The organism is Aporhodopirellula aestuarii (assembly GCF_023701485.1).
Lineage (GTDB): Bacteria > Planctomycetota > Planctomycetia > Pirellulales > Pirellulaceae > Rhodopirellula > Rhodopirellula aestuarii.
The window spans coordinates 18325-38669 of sequence record NZ_JAMQBK010000061.1 but is presented as its reverse complement, the minus strand read 5'-3'; the positions used below and the strand labels follow the sequence as shown (position 1 = coordinate 38669).

General features: G+C 57.2%; 13 protein-coding genes. 5 read left to right on the top strand and 8 right to left on the bottom strand.

Annotation, left to right across the window (positions count from 1 at the left end; translation table 11 throughout):
• Positions 1–38 precede the first annotated feature (38 nt).
• From NB063_RS22795 to NB063_RS22780, 4 genes are all read right to left on the bottom strand, one after another.
• Positions 39–1634, bottom strand: a complete 1596-nt coding sequence (locus NB063_RS22795; protein WP_250931206.1) for a sulfatase family protein — start codon at positions 1632–1634, stop codon at positions 39–41.
• Positions 1631–2512: a glycosyl hydrolase gene (locus tag NB063_RS22790; RefSeq protein ID WP_250931205.1), complete on the bottom strand. Its 882-nt coding sequence runs from the start codon at positions 2510–2512 to the stop codon at positions 1631–1633. The genes NB063_RS22795 and NB063_RS22790 overlap by 4 nt, the downstream gene beginning before the upstream one ends.
• 639 nt (positions 2513–3151) lie before the next feature.
• Positions 3152–6073, bottom strand: a complete 2922-nt coding sequence (locus tag NB063_RS22785) for a PDZ domain-containing protein (RefSeq protein WP_250931204.1) — start codon at positions 6071–6073, stop codon at positions 3152–3154.
• Positions 6070–7854, bottom strand: a complete 1785-nt coding sequence (locus NB063_RS22780) for an arylsulfatase (protein WP_250931203.1) — start codon at positions 7852–7854, stop codon at positions 6070–6072. Before NB063_RS22780 ends, NB063_RS22785 begins: the two co-directional genes overlap by 4 nt.
• 487 nt (positions 7855–8341) lie before the next feature.
• Here NB063_RS22780 and NB063_RS22775 point away from each other — a divergent pair, with 487 nt between their 5' ends.
• Together NB063_RS22775 and NB063_RS22770 are read left to right on the top strand one after the other, a co-directional pair.
• Complete coding sequence (locus tag NB063_RS22775; RefSeq protein ID WP_250931202.1) at positions 8342–9637, top strand: lipid-A-disaccharide synthase; 1296 nt, start codon at positions 8342–8344, stop codon at positions 9635–9637.
• Between the two features lie 52 nt (positions 9638–9689).
• A complete protein-coding gene (locus NB063_RS22770) occupies positions 9690–10505 on the top strand; it encodes a DUF4190 domain-containing protein (RefSeq protein WP_250931201.1) in 816 nt (271 codons plus the stop codon).
• An 83-nt stretch (positions 10506–10588) separates the two neighbouring features.
• Here the strand turns inward: NB063_RS22770 and thiD are convergent, their stop codons facing one another.
• Positions 10589–11425, bottom strand: a complete 837-nt coding sequence (gene thiD / locus NB063_RS22765; RefSeq protein WP_250931200.1) for a bifunctional hydroxymethylpyrimidine kinase/phosphomethylpyrimidine kinase — start codon at positions 11423–11425, stop codon at positions 10589–10591.
• Positions 11426–11436: 11 nt separating this feature from the next.
• Positions 11437–12282 carry a sensor histidine kinase gene (locus NB063_RS22760; protein ID WP_407652692.1) on the bottom strand — a complete coding sequence of 282 codons (846 nt, stop codon included), beginning with the start codon at positions 12280–12282 and terminating at the stop codon, positions 11437–11439.
• 163 nt (positions 12283–12445) lie between these two features.
• On the opposite strand from NB063_RS22760, the gene NB063_RS22755 reads away from it, so the two are divergent.
• Both NB063_RS22755 and NB063_RS22750 read left to right on the top strand, forming a co-directional pair.
• Complete coding sequence (locus NB063_RS22755; protein ID WP_250931199.1) at positions 12446–12709, top strand: hypothetical protein; 264 nt, start codon at positions 12446–12448, stop codon at positions 12707–12709.
• 127 nt (positions 12710–12836) lie between these two features.
• Entirely contained in the window at positions 12837–13886 is a 1050-nt protein-coding gene (locus NB063_RS22750; RefSeq protein WP_250931198.1) for an NAD-dependent epimerase/dehydratase family protein, read from the top strand.
• Between the two features lie 21 nt (positions 13887–13907).
• Here NB063_RS22750 and NB063_RS22745 read toward each other — a convergent pair whose 3' ends face one another.
• A complete protein-coding gene (locus NB063_RS22745) occupies positions 13908–15155 on the bottom strand; it encodes a DUF1559 family PulG-like putative transporter (RefSeq protein ID WP_322975279.1) in 1248 nt (415 codons plus the stop codon).
• Positions 15156–15266: 111 nt separating this feature from the next.
• Entirely contained in the window at positions 15267–17168 is a 1902-nt protein-coding gene (locus NB063_RS22740; protein ID WP_250931197.1) for an AAA family ATPase, read from the bottom strand.
• A 204-nt stretch (positions 17169–17372) separates the two neighbouring features.
• On the opposite strand from NB063_RS22740, the gene gyrA reads away from it, so the two are divergent.
• On the top strand, positions 17373–20291 hold the full coding sequence (gene gyrA / locus NB063_RS22735) for a DNA gyrase subunit A (RefSeq protein ID WP_407652691.1): 2919 nt from the start codon (positions 17373–17375) through the stop codon (positions 20289–20291).
• The last annotated feature ends 54 nt before the right edge of the window (positions 20292–20345 follow it).

Below are 20345 nucleotides of genomic sequence, written 5' to 3'. Positions count from 1 at the left end.
GCGAATCGCCGTTTGACGATTCACCGCGATTTGCTCTGTCATTGGCTTGACTTGCTCACTTGGTGCAACGGAGCCGATCTCCCTAGCTTAAGCGAATTTTTTAACGTCTGCTCCAATCGCTCAGTCACTTCGGGGTAGACGAAATACAAATTCCGTGTCTCCCCTGGATCGGACTCGAGGTCATAGAGTTGTCCGGGTGCTTCCCGCGCCGATTCCGGCAACGCGTATTGCATCAACAGCCGATGTTTTTCGTAGTTATTGCCGCCGGATCCCTGGTGGGCGAGCAATTTCCATTTGCCACTACGGATCGCGAGCGATCTATCGCCGTAAAATCCTTGCTGCAATACGTATGGGCGAATCGATTGGTTGTCGTCTTGCTGTAACCACGCAGGCAACATGTTGAAGCTATCTTCGGCGGCGTCGTCAGGTACGCGTTCCCCAACGATGGCTGCCACAGTGGCAAACACGTCGGTCAACGAGGTGAGCTGATCCGAGGTTGAGCCCGCGGGGACGCGTCCCGGCCAACGAACGATAAACGGCACACGATGACCGCCTTCCCAGTTATCTCGTTTCACGCCACGCCATGGCCGTGCGCCGTCGTGGCCGTAATCTTTACGCATGTTGTAGATCGTCGGGACTTCGGGCCCGTTGTCGCTGGTAAAAATCACGACGGTGTCGTCCGCGATCCCCAACGATTCGATGGTTTGCAACAGTTCACCGACGACGTAGTCCAGTTCGAAGATAAAATCGCCGTGTGGGCCGAGTTTCGTTTTGCCTTTGAATTGATCGCCAGGAAACGAAGGGAGGTGAACGGCTTGAGCCGAATGAAACAGGAAGAACGGCTTGTCTGGTGTTTCAGCGTGATGCCGTTTCAGAAACTCCTGGCTCTTCTCGAGGAACTTCATGTCGACTTCCTCGAGATCAAAATCCGGTGCCACTTGTCCGGGACGATTATCGTTGGCGTAGGGGTGCCGCGGCAGCGTTGAGCGATCGAGTTTGGCGACGGGGGGCACCGGAATGCGATCGCCATCGATAAACGCGTACAACCAGTCCGTTGTTGGGCAGCATGCGGTTCCAAAGAAATGATCGAAACCGTGGTCGACCGGACCGCCTACGATTCGGCGGGAGTAATCAATCCGATTGACCCCGTCAGGTCCGCCGTCGTGAATCGGCATTCCCGATTCATCGAGAAACGTGAGACCGATATGCCATTTGCCAAAACACGCGGTCGTATACCCGATGTCACGGAGCATTTCCGGCAACGTCAAACGCTCGGACGCGATCAACGAGGGACCGCCCGCGCCGCTGAATACGCGCCCGCCGTTGGGAACGCGAAACGCCATCTGCCCAGTCATCAAACTGTACCGGGTCGGCGTGCAAACGGTGCACGGACTGTGAGCATCGCTAAACCGCATACCCTCGGCAGCCATGCGATCGAGGTTGGGGGTTGGAATTTGCGACTCTGGGTTGTAACAACCGAGATCTCCGTAGCCCAAATCATCCGCAAGGATCACAACGACATTCGGCATCTCGGCGCGCGGATCGCCGGAAACGTCGGTCGCGAAAGCTGCACCGATCGTGGTGCCGATCAGAAGCAAGAGGGACAGACACGCGACTGAGAGACTTCGTTTCATGACGCGGCATTTCGGTAGAGGGTTCCGAGCGGAGACAGTCCACTCGGTTGGCTGGGATCGTACAGGCTCGAGATGTCCCGAGGCCCGCTGGAAAACCACGCATACCGCTCGACATACGGAAGCCGTTCGAGTTCGGGCAAAACCTGTCGCATGAATCGAAGATTGTCATTGACGGTCATCTTGCGATCCTTGCTACCAAAATTCAGCCCTGCGAATTCGGTGATCCAGATCGGCTTTCGATAGGTTGCATAGACCTTCTGCAACGATGCCAGAAACCCTTTGATGCTCCCGTTCGCCTTAACATTGGGGTAACGATGAACGGCGATGAAATCGATTCGCAATCGTTTTAGCTTCGCCGCTTGCATGAACGCATTGAACCAATCCTTGCCTCTACGATTGTCGGTCACCGCCGGGCTACCCAAACGCAACTCCGTTTCCATGAGCCGAGGCCAAAGTTCGATCGCCCGCTCAACGCTCGTATTGCCCTGCTTCGCACTGTCGGGTTCGTTAAAGCCCAAGAGATGGGTGATCTTGTGAGATTTCTTGAGCGTTTCGATTCTTGCGAAACTGCGATCGATTGCGTCGATCTTTCCTTTGATCATGGGAACGAACTCGGCGTCACGCTGGCCGGGTGTCGGTTGCCAGTACCAGTTGTAATACCAATTCGCACGCGTCAATTCGCAGTTGCTGCCCTTGCCGCAGATTCCTTTTTTGGTCGTAGTGCGGTCAACAGCGTTGGGCGTGGACTCAGAATCCGTCTGTTCACGTCCCGCACCATTCGCGAAAGCTGGAATCCCGGCCGAAAGAAGTCCTACGGCGGCGCACTTGAATCCGGTTCGCCGAGAGAGACATGTTTGCTTAGGGGCGAGGGAATTCATTTCTGGCCACGTGGTAGGTTAAGGCAACGCCCTCCAAACCGGTCAAAACTGCGAGTTACCATCATGGCGGCCCGCGGAAACCACTCTCGCGTTGCGTTGGAGAACGTGTTTTGAAGGAACGCACGGGCGTCCTGCCCGTTACCGCGACGATCCTGTCGCGTGCGTATAGTCCCTATGAATCCCGAAAGGATTCCCTTTCGGAAAGACTCTCTATTGAAACCGATCGAACCGACCAATGAATTCGCCGCAACGGCTATTTTTGCTGACGCAAGGTCGCAGGCACTCTTGATTTGCGGCACCGATTGCGTCCCCAAAGAGACGACGCGTTCCGAGCCGGTGACGAAGTCCCAGACCAGGGTCATGACACACTGCCTCGCTCCGCAGGAAACAGGTGAACACTTGTCCGGCAGACGTTTTTTACTCGGAAGCCCGGAGACGGCTGGGGAACCAATCCTTCCTTAAACATGCCCTAAGTGTAAATGCCGTTCCCCGCGACCCGACTCCCATTTGCGACACAATACTACGCTTTTGCGACAGATGGGTAACAAACGTCTCTGCCCAAACGCCTCTGTCCGAGAAGAAACCTCTCGAACGAACCGTCTCAACGATCACGTGTAACGCAATAGCAACCGCTCGGCATCATTGCACAGCGAGTTCTTGGAATGCCGTGTTCTCAGCTTTGTCGGTCACTGGAACGGTCTGCCAGCAAATCCACCGGAACGTTCCCAACGATTCCCCGGACCGTGCACGCAAGGACGCGGCGTTGAACGCATTGCCCTTGAGCGAAGTGGTATCGATTGTTCCCAACGGCGCGAATCGCTTCCGGTCGCTCAAATCCCAACCCGGGTTTCGCTCTGAGTTGCTGCCGTAGATGGTCAGCTTTTGAGCACCGCGGTTTCCGTTGTGGTTCGCACTCCAACTGGTGATTGCCGAGACCGCTTTGGAGCTGCCAAGATCCATGCGGTAAACCCCGAGATAGACACCGTTGCCAAAGACCGGACCGTACCCGTCAACCAATTGACCATCGACCAAAACGCTCAGCGGACTGTTGTTAGTCGGTTCGCTTGAAGACACCACACCATCGCGTGAACTCGGAGGTGCGAGCGTTGAGAATTGGTCGCCGCGCCCGATCGATTCGACCGCCACATACGCTCCGCTGGCTACTTCCAATTTCATCGGTTCTTGATCGCGAATGACCTTCAGGGTCAGCGGTGCATCGCCTGCGCTGCAGTACGCGGCCAAGAATTGTGGAACGTCCTTGACCGACTTGCCATTGACGGCTTGGATCAAGTCGCTCTCCTGCAGTCCGGCATTGGCGGCCGCGGTGTCGTCACCGACTTGAGACAAGGCAACGCCTCCATCTTCTTTGCGAACGCCAAACGCGGAAAACTCTTCGCCGCTGAGCGAATGAATCTTGGCACCCAACCAATACACCGGGATGTCGGTGGCGGTCATCGGCTGAGATTGACTGGGACGCTCGGCCGTCTCCGTAATCAACGGTGGAATGACTGGAGTTTCGGCGATTGCTTTCAGTGATGGCTTTTTAACACCGAACTGATCCATCGGGAAATTTTCGAACCCAACTTGTAAGGCCGGCGAGCCTTCGCGGACACGGAAGTCGCCGTTCGCGGGATCCACGAACAATGGATCACCCACCACTGAATTGGCTTCCCAACCGAATTTTGCATACCGGTCCTTAGCGTTCGGATCGGGCGAGTAGAACAAATTGCCGTCGACACGTTTGCCTTTCGCCTCCTCAGTCGGCATCCGCGCCCCACGAGAGGCCGCCATGAAGATATTCGAATGGACTTCGTCGCCGCTGTCGTTATACCAAACGTGCGGATGGAAGCCGTTATTAACGGTGATATTGTTCCACGCATGACGCCGGAACCCTTCACGTAGCTTCAATCCACCGGCAAGCATCAGGTTGTTATAGATGTCATAGTTCGACGAACCGTCGTCCAAATCGATATCCCAACCATGATCGCATCGCCAGCGGCTGTTTCGGATCACGGTCGTTTCGACGGCGTCGAGGAACGGCAAGTTCGGATCTTTGTCCACCGCATCTTGCGAAGCTGATCGGTCACTTCGCCAATAACGGTCGCGTCCCCATGAATTAAACGAACCGTGATCGTGAGTTTCTTGAACGGTATCGAAAACATCGCATCGTTCGATCAAATGACCGCCCCACGCCCCGTCACCGATATTAATGCCCGCGCGGGCACAATCATAAATCGAGCAATCACGAACCGTGATTCTTGACGCCATTTCGATCAACACGCCCGCGGGCTGACGCTCGACGCGGCCGATCCCATGGATCAGGCAATCCGCCACGACAGAGTCAGAAGGGTAATTGTTTGTCTTCGGTCCAGGCGTGCGGTCGATTTTGGTCAGATCGTTTTTCTGGCCATAGCCGAACAGCGGATCGCGTACCGCATCGGGATCGCCGACGAAACATACTCCACTGGCCCCGACGTCGTGGATGTGACAGCCCTTCACGAGTGCACGGCGGTTGTAGTTGCTAAAAAAGACTGCGTTCCCTCCAACTTGATCAAACTCCGCATCCAGAATTTGAACGTCTTCGGTACCCGTCAAGAAAATCGAACCACCGCGATAGATCGCCCAATCGCTTCGCAGGAGCGGCTCTTTGGTATCCATGAAAGTTCGCGCGGCGTGCCGAACAACGAAACCTTTCAAGGTGACGAACTTAACCGGAGCCGATTCGCTGCCTTGGAATTCGATCAGGTGTCGCAGCCGAACGACTTCCACGATCGCCGATGTCAGATCGACGTCGCCATCCGGCTTGTAGTACAGAGTGTTTTCATCGGAATCGTGATACCACTCGCCCGGAGCATCGAGTTCCTCAAAAATGTTTTCGACCATCCGAAAGTCGCGATGCATTCCCGAGGGCCGGTTGTTCTGCCATCCGCCTTCGTAGGTCACCTCACCGTCATCACTCTTTCCGGTGATCTGATAGTGATAGCCTCCCCAGCGAGATTTATGCATCGCATGAATGAATCCGCCCGTCGGATCCGCCCAACCGGCGGCCCGTTCTTTCGAAAACGCATCCGCAGCAAAGCCCTGGTAAGCAGCCGTTTTTTTGGAGGCGTCGTAATTCGGATAGCGTGCCATCCGCTGGTTCGTTCCGTTGACAAACAATTGATCGATCTCAAGCCCCGACTGCGTCTTCGCCATGAAGACGCCGTCGCGGAACGGCTTCCAATCGAGATCCAATTGACTGCCACCACTCAGCACCGCACCGCCTTCGTTGATTGCGGCAAACACAACCGGGTACTCGGCCGTGCCCGAATCATCCGGTGTGAAGACCAGTGTCGTTGGGAGATAGTAAACACCATCGGCAACGTGCACCGTGACGGATTCTTTACCGGCCAACGGCTGCGCGAGCGACTTCGCTTTCTCGAGTGAGACAACCGGCGCAACTTGCGTCCCGGGATTGTTATCGCTCCCGGCGGGACTGACGTAGATGTCAGCGGCCGAAACCACTCCCAGCGAAACACAGATCAAAACAAACGGGGCCACAAAGATTTTCATTGGATTCATTTTCGTTCAGTTCTTGGTGTATGTGTCAACCGTTCTACCTCGGTGAAATAGGCTCCACCAGCCCTCCCGTTTTCGTCGAAAAGGTAGGTCCATAGTTGGGTTTGTCCTGCGGGGAGGATCATTTCAAACTTGACGCCTCGGCTATCGGGCAGCACGTCTGCATCATATTGATGTCCCGCGATCTTGACTCTGGCTCGCACCGCCACGACGGGACGGTCCGCTTCGACGGGCAACTGACGTAACGTCAAACGGTACAGCCCGGCCTGATAGACGTTCACGTTCCACGGCCCGACCACCCTCGGCAGTTCTTTAATGCTAGCGAAATTCGATGGCGGAATTCCCTTCTTCAGATACCAATCCTGGCTGCACAACGTCGTCGGGTTGTCGGCGGGATTGCCTATATCAATCGCGACGGGGAACATTTGACGAGAGACCAACTCCCAGAACGTCACGTACCGCTCACGCATTTCCGCGACGACGTCGGAGTGCGACGAAGCGACGTCAGTTCGCTGGGCAGGATCCTTCTCAATGTCATAAAGTTCGCTTCCGTTGATCAATCGCCATCGATCTTTTAATACGCAGGCATACTCCCAGGGCTTGGGTGTTTCGTCAAAATAAGGTCCGCCATGCAACTGCACGACCAAATGATCACGATGCGGCGAGGGACCATCATCGGTCAATTGTTTAGCAAACGAAATTCCGTCGAGGTGATCGTGATGAGACACCTCGATCTCGCACAACTCCGCAATTGTCGGCAGCACATCGATATGGGCCGCGAGCGAAGAACAATCTCGACCACCCTCAATTCCGCCGTCGGGCCAACGGATGAAAAATGGGACGCGGTGGCCGCCCTCGTAGATGGATAAGCTTTTACCACGCATCCCGGCGTTGAATCCCTCGATCGCCTCCGAGTCCAATCCCTCGAAGTGACCGCCACACTCGGTACCGTTGTCCGTCATAAAAACCAGGATGGTGTTTTCGGCCAGTCCCAAGGCTTCCAGGCGTTCTCGCAAGACGCCCAGGTTGTGATCGACATTGGCGATCATTCCGTAGAATTGATCACCATCGCTCCAATTGGCAATCCCACGGTACGGTTCGCTCCACTGTGGATCAACGAGATAGGGACGATGGGGTGCATTGGTCGCCAGGTACAGAAAAAACGGCCGATGTCGGTTTTCCTCAATGAAACGAATTGATTCCGAGAACCACACGTCGGTGCAGTAACCCTCAAATCGTTCCATGCTGCCGTTTCGCTCGTACGTGTCATCGAAGTAATCGTTGCCCCAATAATCTGACGCTTGGCCGACCTCGCCGGATCGATGCCAAACGACGTCCTGGAACCCGCGATCTTGCGGACGGTGCGGAGCGTTGTCGCCCAAGTGCCACTTACCGATCATGCCAGTCGCGTAGCCCGCAGCATCAAAGATGTTAGCAATCGTGACCTCGTCAGGATGCATCAACGAACGACCACTGCCCGCTCGATACGCACCGGTGCGTGCCGGATAGCGTCCCGTCATCACCCCCGCACGAGTGGGTGCACAGAGAGGACTGACGTGGAAATCGGTCAGTCGGACCGACTCGGAATGCAAACGATCCAAATTCGGAGTCGACAAAATCGGATTGCCGTGGCACGAAAGGTCACCGTAGCCCTGATCGTCGGTCATGATCAGAATCACGTTTGGGCGATCAGCGGCAGCGAACTCCGAACCCACGATGGCTTGCGCGACGACCAACGCCGCGATCAAAAACCAAGCCGATTCGGTGCTCGTTCGTAATTTCATAGACTCGCCTTCGATGATTTGCCGCCTTTCCAATGCCCCATCCGTGTTAATGCACCGCCCGCAAATGACTCCCCCACGAGAATGACCGATGCATTCTCCGCTGCGTCGTTTGGTGATCCGGGTATGGAGCCGAGACGACACGCTTGCTGAGCCACCGTGCCGCGGACACCCAGCGGGGAACATACGACCAGCATTCACCACTCAAAAAACAGCTCTTATGGGCGTGGAACAACCACTACTGAATTACCTACGCCCCCAATCTAAACCTTGCTCAGCTCGAACCCTAAACAGATTGCGACATGAAAATACCCATTTGCGACACGCCCGTCTCATTTCATCATTCCTTATGACTTTGGGACGCCGCGAGCCGCCACCGTGCATTGTCTCTTGCGGTCCGCGCGGCTGATGCGGTACCGATAGGGACCGTTTTCCGAACGGGAGGGGCTCTGTTGGAATGGAAGCACTCAGGTTGGCGAAGGCAAACGCGGTGAGCAAGACACTCTTTTTTTCAGTTGGGGAACCCAGCGGCGACCAACATGCGGCTCGTCTGATCGCCGAACTGCGCGGTCATTACGGAACCGAATCGGTCCGTTGCCGAGGCTTTGGCGGGCCGGAAATGCAAGCCGCCGGTTGTTCGCTCGACCTCGACCTGACGCGACACGCGGTGGTCGGATTGGTTGAGGTGCTGCCGAAACTCCGGTCATTCTTTCGCTTTGCCGATCAAGCCGAACAAACTTTTGCCAGCGGAAGCGTCGACGGCGTCGTTTTGGTCGATTTCCCCGGATTCAACTGGCACATCGCCAAACGCGCTAAGAAATACGGCATCCCGGTGTATTACTACTGTCCGCCCCAATTGTGGGCGTGGGGTGCGTGGCGGGTAAGGAAGATGCGCCGGAGCGTGGACCACGTGATGACCGTCCTGCCCATCGAAACAACCTTCTTCGGTGACCATGGCATCCCGGTCTCATTTGTTGGGCACCCCTTTTTCGACGCGGTCGCTGAGAAGAAGCTGGACACCGACTCCATGCGGCAACTGAATTGCCAAACCGGATCAACACATACAGGCGACGACGATGCCGCCGTGCGAACGGTCGCGGTGCTGCCGGGATCGCGTGACCACGAAGTCCAACGTAATTTTCCGATCATGCTCGAAACGATCCGCCGCCTGCAGGCGCAGGAGGCAGGGAGCCCCAAGGGAACAGGGAAACCAGAGGGGACGGGAAAACGCGACGCGGTGCAAACCGACGTTCGCTACGCTGTCGCAGCCTATCGCGACCGCCATTGCCTCTGGTGCCGCGACCAATTGACCGAAGCGGACCGGGCGTTACCCATCGATTTCTTCGTAGACCGCACCTCGGAAGTCATCGAAGCGGCCCACTGCGCGATGATGGTGAGCGGTTCGGTTAGCCTTGAATTGATGGCACGTGGCACTCCCGCTGCGGTAATCTACCGCGTCGGGCGCATCTTACACGCCGTCGGCAAACGGGTTCTCCGCGTTGACAGCGTGACTTTGCCCAATTTGATGGCCGGTCGAAAGGTGTTCCCGGAGTTCGTTTCGGTGGGTGACGTGGAGCCTGCGATCGATTTCTTGCATGAAACGATACGGGCGATGCTCCACGACCAATTCTATTATCGCCGGGTCCAATCGGATCTGGCGAAACTGCGGGACGAGTACGGATTGCCGGGTGCGTCCCGGCGGTCGGCGGAGTTCCTCGCAGAGCGACTGGGACTTTCTCGCCATAACGGCGACAATGAGCAAACCATTCGGAGAATCGCTGCGTAACGCGGTTCTGTTTCTTTCCGTTTTATGCTCGATCCATCCTGCCGCGCGTCTCATGACAGATTCTGAAGAGAAAGCCAGCCTTCCCGCTAATTTCCTCACCACCCCCAAATCCACTGACCAGGCCAAACCGAGTGACGGGTTCGCGATCCCGAAGATGGGCGCCGAAGTCGGGTACGAGGTCCTCAGCGATGATGACGTGCCGCCGTTTCGCAGCAGCGGACTGGTGTGCCTGATCTTAGGACTGCTTAGTTTTTCGGCCTTGGTCGCCTGGCAAATGCTGGTCCTGCCGATCGCAGCAATCATTTTCGGCCTCGTCGCGATGCGAAAATGGACGGGACAACGTCCCGCCGGAACCACGGCGGCGGTGATCGGCTTGATCCTCGCGACGGGATTTGGCGCCGCGGGGATCACCATCCCGCTCGCCAAAAACCGCACGATGGGCAATCAAGCAGTCTATTTCGCGAAGGAATATCTCGAACTCGTCGGCCGCGGTGACGCGGAACTCGCACTAGAACTTCGCAAAGAAGCTCGCAACCGCCAATTGACCGAGATGAACCTCAAACAGGCCTATTCGAAGGATCCGATCGCGAAAGAATCGATGGAAGCAGAGGGCGACAACGGGCTCATCGACATCATTCAAGCCGCGGGACCTGACATCCCGTGGGAACTCGCCGAACCTCCACGTGTGTTCGTCAAATACAACATGGAACGCGTCGACACTTATTGGGTTGACCCATCAGGCAGGGTCAAAGAAAAGATCCAATTGCTGATGCAATGGTCGCCCAATGAGCAGACCAAAAAAGGCGAGTGGCACGTCAACCTGTTCCAAATCGCCCGCGAGCTGATCGTCGCACCGTCGATTCTGTAGCTCAACTCGCGTTCGGCGTGACCTGCCCGCCCGACGCTTACCCGCCGCGGCTTCAGCGGCGGGTCGCCACCGGCCCGTGACGATCAGTCGCCAATGTGCAGCAACCGAGACTCGATCGGACCGCATCCGTTGCCGTACTTCGGTGCAAAGCGGATCGCATGGTTCACCGCGGCAATGCCAAAGTCGACCGCCGCTCGCGTTCGCTTGGCGAGGTCTTCTTCGGGCGATGACAGCGCGATCCGCGCCGCAATCGTCGCGGCGAGCGAACAACCTGCACCTTGCGTGCAATCCGTACGGTGCCGTTCGAGCGTCAGCGTGACGATGGTTTCGCCCGAGTAAAAGAGATGCAACTGCGATCCGTCGAACTCACCTGCCTTGAGCAGCACCATCTCGGGACCGAGCTCCTGGAGCTGTTGTGTCGCCTCAAGCAAATCATCGAGGTCGCTGCCGATTTTCCGATCGAGCAAACGCTCGGCTTCAAACCGGTTCGGTGTGATCAAGGTGGACAACGGCAACATCACCTCGCGATAGGCCATAACAGCCGCATCGTCGACGAGTGGTGCACCATGTTTGCTAACCATGACGGGATCGACAACGATGGGACAGCCGCATGTTTTCAGACGGGCTGCGACTTCGGCAATAATCGCTCCGGTGCCCAACGCTCCCGTTTTGATCACTCGTGGCGGGATGTCAGACATCACCGCGTCGTACTGTTCACAGACGAGATCCGCGGAGAGCATTTCCACCCGCCCGACGCCGAGCGTGTTCTGCACCGTGATTAGAGTCACGACGGACATCCCGTAGACGCCGTTTTGCTGGAACGCTTTCAGATCGGCCTGCAACCCCGCGCCCCCACTCGGATCCGACCCCGCTATCGTTAATGCGATGGCATGTGGCGCGATCGAAACCTTGCGATCCATTCCGCTATCCATCACGCAGCCGCTTGATTCGCGGAGGTGACCGGAAACCAAATAACAAACGCTGTCCCCCTACCAAGCGAACTTTCCACACGCACGCGCCCACCGTGTTCATCGATGATTTCTTTACATGCGGCGAGGCCCAAACCGGTGCCCCCTTTGCCCGACTCGTCCGGCCCCGCCTTGGTTGAAAAGAACGGATCAAAGATACGAGGCAAGACGTCTTCAGGAATCCCAGCGCCGGTGTCACGAACCGTCAATTCGATCCTGGTTGCGTGAGAAGAAGAGGCGTCCTCGGATCGACCGGCGGCGACGCGAACCATCAACGTCCCGCCTTCGCCCATCGCCTGGCGCGCGTTGGTCATTAGGTTCAGCAGCAAACGCTGGATTTGATTCCCGCTAGCAGAAATCATCGGCAACCCTTCTGCCAAATCCAACTCCACGGAGATCCGGTATTTGTGCATCTCCCGCTCCATCAGCACGAGCGTGTCTTTCACCAACGCAACGATGTCGGTTGGTTCTTTGGCATCGCTGCGGTTGCGGGCTTGAGCGAGAATGGTGTTGGTGATTTTGGCCGCCCGTTCGGACGCCTCGAGGATTTTCGTGAGTGCTTTGTCACGGCTGGCGGTGTCCTGGTTCCGCAACCCCAGCTTGGCGTAATTGATGACCGTCATCAACACGTTGTTAAATTCGTGAGTCGCCGTCCCGGTCAACTCGCCCAGCGATGCGAGACTTTGCAGGTGCCGCACCTGTTCCTTCATCGCACGAAATTCCGCCTCACCACCCGACACCGCCTCCTGGGCCGCTCGTGGGGTGGCGGGTTGTTGCAAAGGACGGACGGCGGTTCGTGGATCCGGCATGATTAGGCAAAGTGTGCGGTGGGGAGAACGGTTGCGAAGCCGAGGCGGGCAAGTCGGCACGACTAGGCCTCAGTGGATCTATCGGCGCAACCTGCGTTTCTGATAAATCCCGATTCAGCGACCGGCAAACCTTAACGCCCCCCATTCCGACTGGCCCGAGCCGATGAGAACTCACCTCCAAGAACTGAGCGAAAAGGCTGATGAAAACGTACTTCAGCGGCTCCAACGGATGACCAAAATCGCTCGCAATTACGGGTTTGAAATCCGCGGCGAACCCCTCGGCGGGGCCGGCAGTACTTGGTGTGAAATCCGAGGCCGGAGGATTCTTTTTTTGGACCTGTCACAACCGGCCGCCGAACAGGCCATCGCGATCCGAGAAATTTTCGAAGAAACCGCTGCGGTACGTCCCCACGCACAGGCCGCATAACGCACAATCCCAACCTCGCTTTGGCGGCAAGACGCGAACTTTCGGCGACCGGGCTTTTGGAAATGGAGTGTGCAACTAGACTAACAGCCCTCCTTTCCTGCTCCTCGCTTTCACCGATTTGTTTGATATGCGCGTTATTGTCACCGGATCCAGCGGCCTGATCGGTTCGGCCGCCGTACGTCACTGGGATGCCCTCGGTGATGAGGTCATCGGTATCGACAACGACATGCGGGCCACGTTCTTCGGCCCCGACGGCAGCACGCGGTGGAACCAAAGCCGCCTCGAAGCCGAAACGACCAACTTTCGAACCGTTGTGTTGGACATCCGTGACCGCGAAGGGGTACTGGCGCTATTCGCAAAAGAACCACCGGACCTCGTCATCCACTGTGCGGCGCAACCGTCCCACGACAAAGCAGCAGCGATCCCGTTTTTGGATTTCGAGGTCAACGCGAACGGAACGCTGAACCTCCTCGAAGCGACTCGCCAATATGCTCCCGAAGCCGTGTTCTGCCACATGAGCACAAACAAAGTCTACGGTGACGCGCCCAACGAACTGCCACTCAAAGAACTCGAAACACGCTGGGAGTATGCCGACGAAGCGGACTACAATGGCATCAGTGAATCGTGCCGCATCGACCAAACGATGCACTCTCTCTTCGGTGCATCGAAAACCGCTGCGGACGTCGTGGCGCAGGAATACGGCAAATACTTCGGCATCAAGACCGGTATCTTTCGCGGCGGATGCCTTACCGGAGCGAGCCATAGCGGCGTCGAACTTCACGGCTTCCTCAGCTACCTCGTCCATGTGGCAGTGGCCGGCAAACCGTACACGATCTTCGGCTACAAAGGCAAACAGGTTCGCGACCAAATCGAATGCAGCGACGTCGTGAAGGCGTTCGAGGCGTTCTCCAAAAACCCGCGTCCGGGTGAGGTTTACAACATCGGCGGCGGGCGTGAGAACGCCGCCAGCGTGCTGGAATGCATCGCCAAGATCAAAGAAATCTCAGGCCACGAAATCGACTGGAGCCTCGGCGACGACAACCGCAAAGGTGACCACATCTGTTACATCAGCGATCTCAGCAAACTGCGCCGCGATTACCCGGAATGGGATATCCGAGTTTCGCTCGACGAGATCCTCAGGCAAATGATTGCGTCCGAAGAAGCCAAACTGGCCTAACACGACGTGAGCGATTGAAACCTATTCTTCGCCCTTGCTGTTGAGCGAGTAATAACTCGCCAGAACGAGGTCGGGTGCTTCGTTGTCAGCCGACGTCCAAAACCCGGTGGTGATCGGGAAACCGTTGTTGATGAACGCATCGTCGTTAGAATCGACGATCGCCTGGACGCTGCCGTCGGCCATCAACACATGACAGATGCCGTTGTGGTGTGCCGACATGCCGCGGTAATCCTGACGCGTATCATAACTCCATGTCTTTAACCAACCGGTTACACCGGAGCGACCGGTGGGAACGCGGAAGACCGGCGGTGAAAGCAATTTCGGCGACGACAGGTGAGCGACTGAACCGATGGGCGTGTCGGGACTGCCGTCACCGGTCGTATCGACTTCATTGCGATGCAACACCGCACCGCCGACGATCGGAGTCGTGTAGGGTGTTCCCGACTGCAGTTCCCCTGCACCGTTTGTCAGCACACCAATTGCGGATGAATCGCAAAGCAGCGGCACGGTGTTCGCGGGCGCACGTGAACTGTCGAGAAAACGTGTCGTCAGCGGACCGCGGGTCACGTTCCGGGTCTTGATATCGATACCACACGAAGAATCCTTTGCCGCAGGGTTGCCGTTCTCGTCGAACACCAAACCGCCGCGAACGAGGAACCACGACGCCGCATAGTTGGTGTCGTAACCCTCTTCGAGCATCTTCTGATTGACGATCTCGGATCGATCAGTCGTCGAGGCGGCGATCGGTGGCGTGCTCGGCGGTGCTGGTGGTGAGGATGCCGTGTTGCCCGCGATCATCCGGCAGACATTGTAAATCGTGTATCCGGTGTCGCTGGTATAAGGTTCGTTGCCCAACAAATCGACGCATCCGCCCCCGGTAAAGCTTGCGGCATTTTCGGTCAGCATAAACTCGATCGCTTTGCTCGACTGAGCCGGATTACTGGTGCATCGCATTTGACTGACCAGAATCCCACGTCGTACCAAATCCGCCACCCAACCCACTTCCGTCGGAACGCCGTCCCTTTCGGGATCGAACGCACCGCTACAGAACTCCCCGTTGGGTTCGCTCACGGTGCGACCGATCAAGCCGATTCCGAATTGCTTGAGGTTACTCTGACACTGGGCCGCGCGAGCACTCTCGCGAGCCTTTGAAACCGCAGGCAATAACAACGCCGCGAGAATACCGATGATGGAAATCACGACTAACATTTCGATCAGCGTGAAGCCGCCAGAACATCGTCGCGGTTGAGGATTCGTGAGGTGGATCACTATGAGATTCGTCCGAAAGGATACAGAAACTGGTTAAGTATTTTCTGTGGATTGTTTCGGATGCTGGGGCGGTGGCAATCGCAATTCAAAAAGCTGAACAAGACTTCACAATCACGACCCACTATCTTCATCGGACCTTAAAGAAGCCTCATTCGACGATTCCGACTCGACCGCTTCGGGGATTTTGACATCGATCACTGGACTGCCCCAACTCACCGAAAACGATTCGCTACATGAAGCGCACGTTACTTCGCAGCCCAGATTGCAATCGTCGACGACTTGAGGTGATTCGCACTGGCTACACAACACACGAATCATTCCGTCTGGTTTCGCCAACAGATCCAATTGCTGGTCCGTGATATCGGGCACTTCGATATCTTCGGGTAGCATCGTGACCAGCAATTCTCGCGTGATTTCGGGAGCCTCGGCGATCCGATTGGCTAGTCTCCGCACGCTGCGTTCAAACGAATTCCGGGACGTCCGCCCGTTGCCGAAATGACGATCGCGATTGAAATACAAATGTGTAAACCCGCGTAGCAATCGCCGCCGTGTCTCGGTCGGCAACTCGTACTTTGCTTTCGCGGCGATCAATTCATAGATCCGACACAACGCCTCGGGATCGTAGTCGTCAAAATGCATAGTGGTGCCGACTCGTGAACTCAATCCCGGATTGCTGCGGATCATCCGCGTCATTTCACGCGGGTATCCCGCGAGAATCACGACCAAGCGGTCTCGTTGATCTTCCATCCGTTTGAGTAGCGTTTGAACAGCTTCGCGGCCGTATTGATCTTGGCCGTCTTCATCGACCAACGTGTAGGCTTCGTCGATGAACAACACACCGTCGAGGGCCTCATCGATCTTGGCGTTGGTTTTCGGACCGGTTTGCCCCGCGTACTCCGCCACCAATCCGCTGCGATCGGTCTCGACAAGATGCCCTTTCGTCAACACGCCGAGGGCGCCGTAGATTTCCGCGATGATACGAGCGACCGTGGTCTTGCCGGTACCGGGATTCCCGACAAACGCCATGTGCAAACTCGGCCGGGTTGTTGGCAACCCAACTTCTTCGCGTTTACGTTCCATATTGAGGAAATTCGCGAGCGTTTGAATTTGGTTCTTGATTGCATCGAGCCCGATCAGCCGATCGAGCTTCGCCCTCGCGTCAGCCAACCGTTGCTCCGGAGTTCGTTCATCGGCGGCCGCCTCGGTCGACTCTTTTTTCGGCGGTTTTGGCGCCGCCGACGAGCCTCCGCCCCCGACCACCGTCGGCGTCGCTTTCACGGCGGCGTCTTTCGTGATCCCGCCGCGATCCTCGGTACCCTCACGCAGACGTTTGGCTTCGCTCCGCAACCACGCGATCGCGTCGCGTGCGTGATCGATATCGGCTTGGTGATCCGTCGTTTGCGGAGACGGAACATCAGGCGTGGACGCACTGGTCTCGGGAGCGTGCTGCCGCGACATGGCTTTGGCGGCTTCCAATTCGGTTTGAATGTGACGAATTCGTTCGCGATCGGCGTTGTCCTCACGTCCGTCCACGACAGCGATCATCGTCGCCAGACGGGCCGCCATCGTTTCCACCTCGCCCCATGAATCACGTAACGACGGCAACTCTAAGAACGGACGCGTGACCTCGTACCAAGACAAGTCTTGTGCGGTGGTGATCAACCAATCGATGGCTTCGTGTAGCTTTGTCCCCATCACCGGTTGATGCCAGATGTGTTCGAGCAAGATGCGACCGAGTTGCCTCTGCTCCAACGTTTGGGCGCGTGGATTGGGCAGGGTTTCGGCAAAAATCTTCATCACGAAGCCCTGATGCAAATCATCCATCTGGGCCGCCATGCTCACCGACTCGGGCGATGCAGTTACGCCGGCGGAAAGGCCGTCGCCACCGGCGAGCCAGCCGTAGCTGCCTTCGGCAATCTCCCCCGCCTCCACATACAAAGATCGGGTTTGCTCAAGCGCCTCCCGGAACAACCGGATCGAACGGAGGATTGCGTCGTCGTCGGGACCGGACATGAACATGCACTCACGCGCGAACAGAAAAGGTGGGTAAACCGTGACGGCGTAAGTATTTGAAAATCAAGGTCTTGCGTCAATCACCGTAAGGCGTCGGGCCGTTGTGAGAAAACCGCCCATCGGGTAAACTGCCTCGCTTCGCGGCGGGCCTGTTTCGCGGCGATTTTGGACATCTTTTCTCCCGCATTTGATGCGAGCAGACACTTGGCTGACGACGGCGAAACCCCAGACGACATCGACAATCCCTCAGACGAACTCGCAGACGGCGGCGACGGCCCGACAAACGAGGGTGGCGATGCGGATGGTTCCGGCCAGACCGGTGGCGATTCCCCCGCATCCGGCTCAGGTCTCGGCGCCTCGGGCGCCGGTGGCGGAAACGGATCCGGCGGCGATCCTCCTCGCACGGGATTCCCGGGCGACGGCACCCCCGGTGGCGGACGCGATGAATCCGGCGGTTTCGGGGCCATGCGAATGGTCGATCTGCCCATCGAAGACGAACTCCGCGAGAGCTATCTGACGTATGCGATGAGCGTCATCGTCAGCCGCGCCCTTCCCGACGTTCGCGACGGACTCAAACCGTCCCAGCGACGGATTCTCGTCGCGATGAACGACCTCAACCTCGGCCCAGGCAGCAAACGCGTCAAATGCGCCAAGATCTCCGGTGATACGTCTGGTAACTATCACCCGCACGGGGAAAGTGTGATCTATCCGACACTCGTTCGGATGGCACAAGAATGGAACATGCGGGCCCTGCTGATCGACAAACAGGGGAACTTCGGTAGTGTCGCCGGTCTGCCCCCCGCTGCGATGCGATATACCGAAGCTCGGATGTCGGCTGTCGCGGCCCAGATGCTCGAAGACATCAAACTCGACACCGTCGACTTCGTCCCCACGTATGACGAAGCTCGCACCGAACCGACGGTTCTGCCCAGCAAATTCCCGAACCTGCTGATCAACGGCTCCGGTGGTATCGCGGTTGGGATGGCGACCAGCATTCCGCCGCACAACCCGACCGAGGTTTGCGACGCGTTGATCAAACTCGTCGACGATCCAGACACGAGCATCGACGAACTGTGCGAAATCATCCCCGGTCCTGACTTCCCGACCGGTGGAATCATCTGTGGCCGCGCCGGTATCCGCCGTGGATACAAGACCGGCCGCAGCACGATGGTCGTGCGTGCGAGATGCCAAATCGAAGAGATGCGTGGCAACCGCACGCGGATCGTCGTCACCGAGATCCCATATCAACAATACCGCGACCGGATCATCGAAAAGATCGCGGCGTTGGTGAACGGTGATCGCATCAAAGGCATCTCCGGGATTCGCGACGAGAGCGATTTGAAGGAACCGGTTCGACTAGTCATTGAGCTCAAACGCGGCGAAGATCCCGACGTTATTCTCAACCAGCTTTACCAGTTCTCGCCGCTGCAGGACACGTTCTCGCTGATCTTCTTGGCACTCGTTGACGGCAAGCCGCGCGAGTTGACGCTGAAAGAGATGCTGGCGGAGTTCCTGCGTCACCGCAACACGGTGATCCGCCGCCGGACGCAGTTCTTGCTCGCCCGGGCTCGTCGACGCAAACACACCGTCGAAGGCCTTTTGCTGGCACTCGCCAACATCGACGAGATCATCCAAACGATCCGAACTTCGCGCACCCAGCCCGAAGCGAAAGAACGTTTGATGGCGATCCAATGTCCAGCCGCGATGCTCGAACGGGCACTCGGCGACGACGGGTTCAAACAGTTCCAATCCGAACGAGGCAAAGCGGAAAGCTATTCATTGACTAGCGTTCAGACGGACGAGATTCTTCGCATGCGGTTGGGCCAATTGGTCAACCTCGAGCAAGAAAAACTCTCCGGTGAACACGCCGAATTGCTCAAGGAAATCATCGACTACCTCGACATCCTGGCTAACCCACAGCGCGTCAGTAACATCATCAAGGAAGACCTTGAAGAGATGAAGCGTCGCTTCGGCGATAAACGACGCACCGAAATCAGCCACGAAGAACTCGGCAACATCGATCTCGAAGATCTGATCACCGAAGAACCCATGGTGGTTTCGATTAGCCACCGTGGCTACATCAAACGAACCCCGACGAGTGTTTACAACACACAGCGTCGCGGCGGCAAAGGACTCAAGGGTGCGAAGAGCGACGATGAAGATCCGATCGAACACTTGTTCGTCGCCAGCACGCACGCGTACCTGTTGTTCCTGACCACGACTGGCAAGGTTCGTTGGCAAAAGGTGTACGACATCCCGCAACTAGCTCGCGATGCCAAGGGCCGCGCGATCGTGAACTTGTTGCAGATGGAACCCGACGAACAGATCGCGCAGTGCCTCGCCATTCGCGACTTCAACCAACCCGGCCACTATGTCGCCATGGCGACCCGCAGTGGTCTGATTAAGAAAACGCCTCTCGAACAATACAGCCGTCCAAAACGGGGCGGCATCATCGCGATCAAACTGCGCGACGGTGACGAACTCGTCGACGCTGCCGTTGTCGGTCCCAACGACGAAATGTTGTTGGTCACCGCAGACGGTATGGCGATCCGGTTCCGAGAGTCCGATTCGCGCCCGATGGGCCGAAACACATCCGGCGTGAAAGGCATCACACTCGTGGGTGACGACCGTCTCGTCGGGATGGTGGTGACCGATCCGGAAGCGACACTGCTCACCGTTTGCAAGAACGGCTACGGCAAACGCACGCCATTCGGACCCAACGCCGCCGATGCACCCGAGATCGATGACGAGAACGCTGCGGAAGGCGCGACCGAAAATGCTGCGGAGGGCGACGACGAATCGTCCGCCACCAGCGGCTCGGCGCGATACCGAACGCAAAAGCGGGGCGGGAAAGGCTTGCGGGATATCAAGACCAGCGCACGTAACGGCAAAGTGATCGGGATCGCTCGCGTGACGGACGAAGACGAGCTGTTCTTGATGACGGCGAAGGGCAAATTGCAACGCATCTCCGCCGCCGACATCAACGTCATTGGCCGAAACACGCAAGGTGTCCGGATCATGAGCGTGGACAAAGACGACGAACTCATCGCCGTTGTCCGTGTTCCGGCAGAAGAAAAATCGGACCAGCCAGCTGCCGAAGCCGCGCCGACCCAGCCTGAGTGAACGACCGCACCGGTCCCTCCACGGACCGGTTAAGGAAACGCTGCACGCCGAAAC

What these genes read in the sequence shown, in the direction of transcription:
- NB063_RS22795 (WP_250931206.1), bottom strand. Translation starts at nt 1,634, where the DNA reads ATGAAACGAAGTCTCTCAGTCGCGTGTCTGTCCCTCTTGCTTCTGATC.
- NB063_RS22790 (WP_250931205.1), bottom strand. Translation starts at nt 2,512, where the DNA reads ATGAATTCCCTCGCCCCTAAGCAAACATGTCTCTCTCGGCGAACCGGA.
- NB063_RS22785 (WP_250931204.1), bottom strand. Translation starts at nt 6,073, where the DNA reads ATGAATCCAATGAAAATCTTTGTGGCCCCGTTTGTTTTGATCTGTGTT.
- NB063_RS22780 (WP_250931203.1), bottom strand. Translation starts at nt 7,854, where the DNA reads ATGAAATTACGAACGAGCACCGAATCGGCTTGGTTTTTGATCGCGGCG.
- NB063_RS22770 (WP_250931201.1), top strand. Translation starts at nt 9,690, where the DNA reads ATGACAGATTCTGAAGAGAAAGCCAGCCTTCCCGCTAATTTCCTCACC.
- thiD (WP_250931200.1), bottom strand. Translation starts at nt 11,425, where the DNA reads ATGGATCGCAAGGTTTCGATCGCGCCACATGCCATCGCATTAACGATA.
- NB063_RS22760 (WP_407652692.1), bottom strand. Translation starts at nt 12,282, where the DNA reads ATGCCGGATCCACGAACCGCCGTCCGTCCTTTGCAACAACCCGCCACC.
- NB063_RS22755 (WP_250931199.1), top strand. Translation starts at nt 12,446, where the DNA reads ATGAGAACTCACCTCCAAGAACTGAGCGAAAAGGCTGATGAAAACGTA.
- NB063_RS22750 (WP_250931198.1), top strand. Translation starts at nt 12,837, where the DNA reads ATGCGCGTTATTGTCACCGGATCCAGCGGCCTGATCGGTTCGGCCGCC.
- NB063_RS22740 (WP_250931197.1), bottom strand. Translation starts at nt 17,168, where the DNA reads ATGTCCGGTCCCGACGACGACGCAATCCTCCGTTCGATCCGGTTGTTC.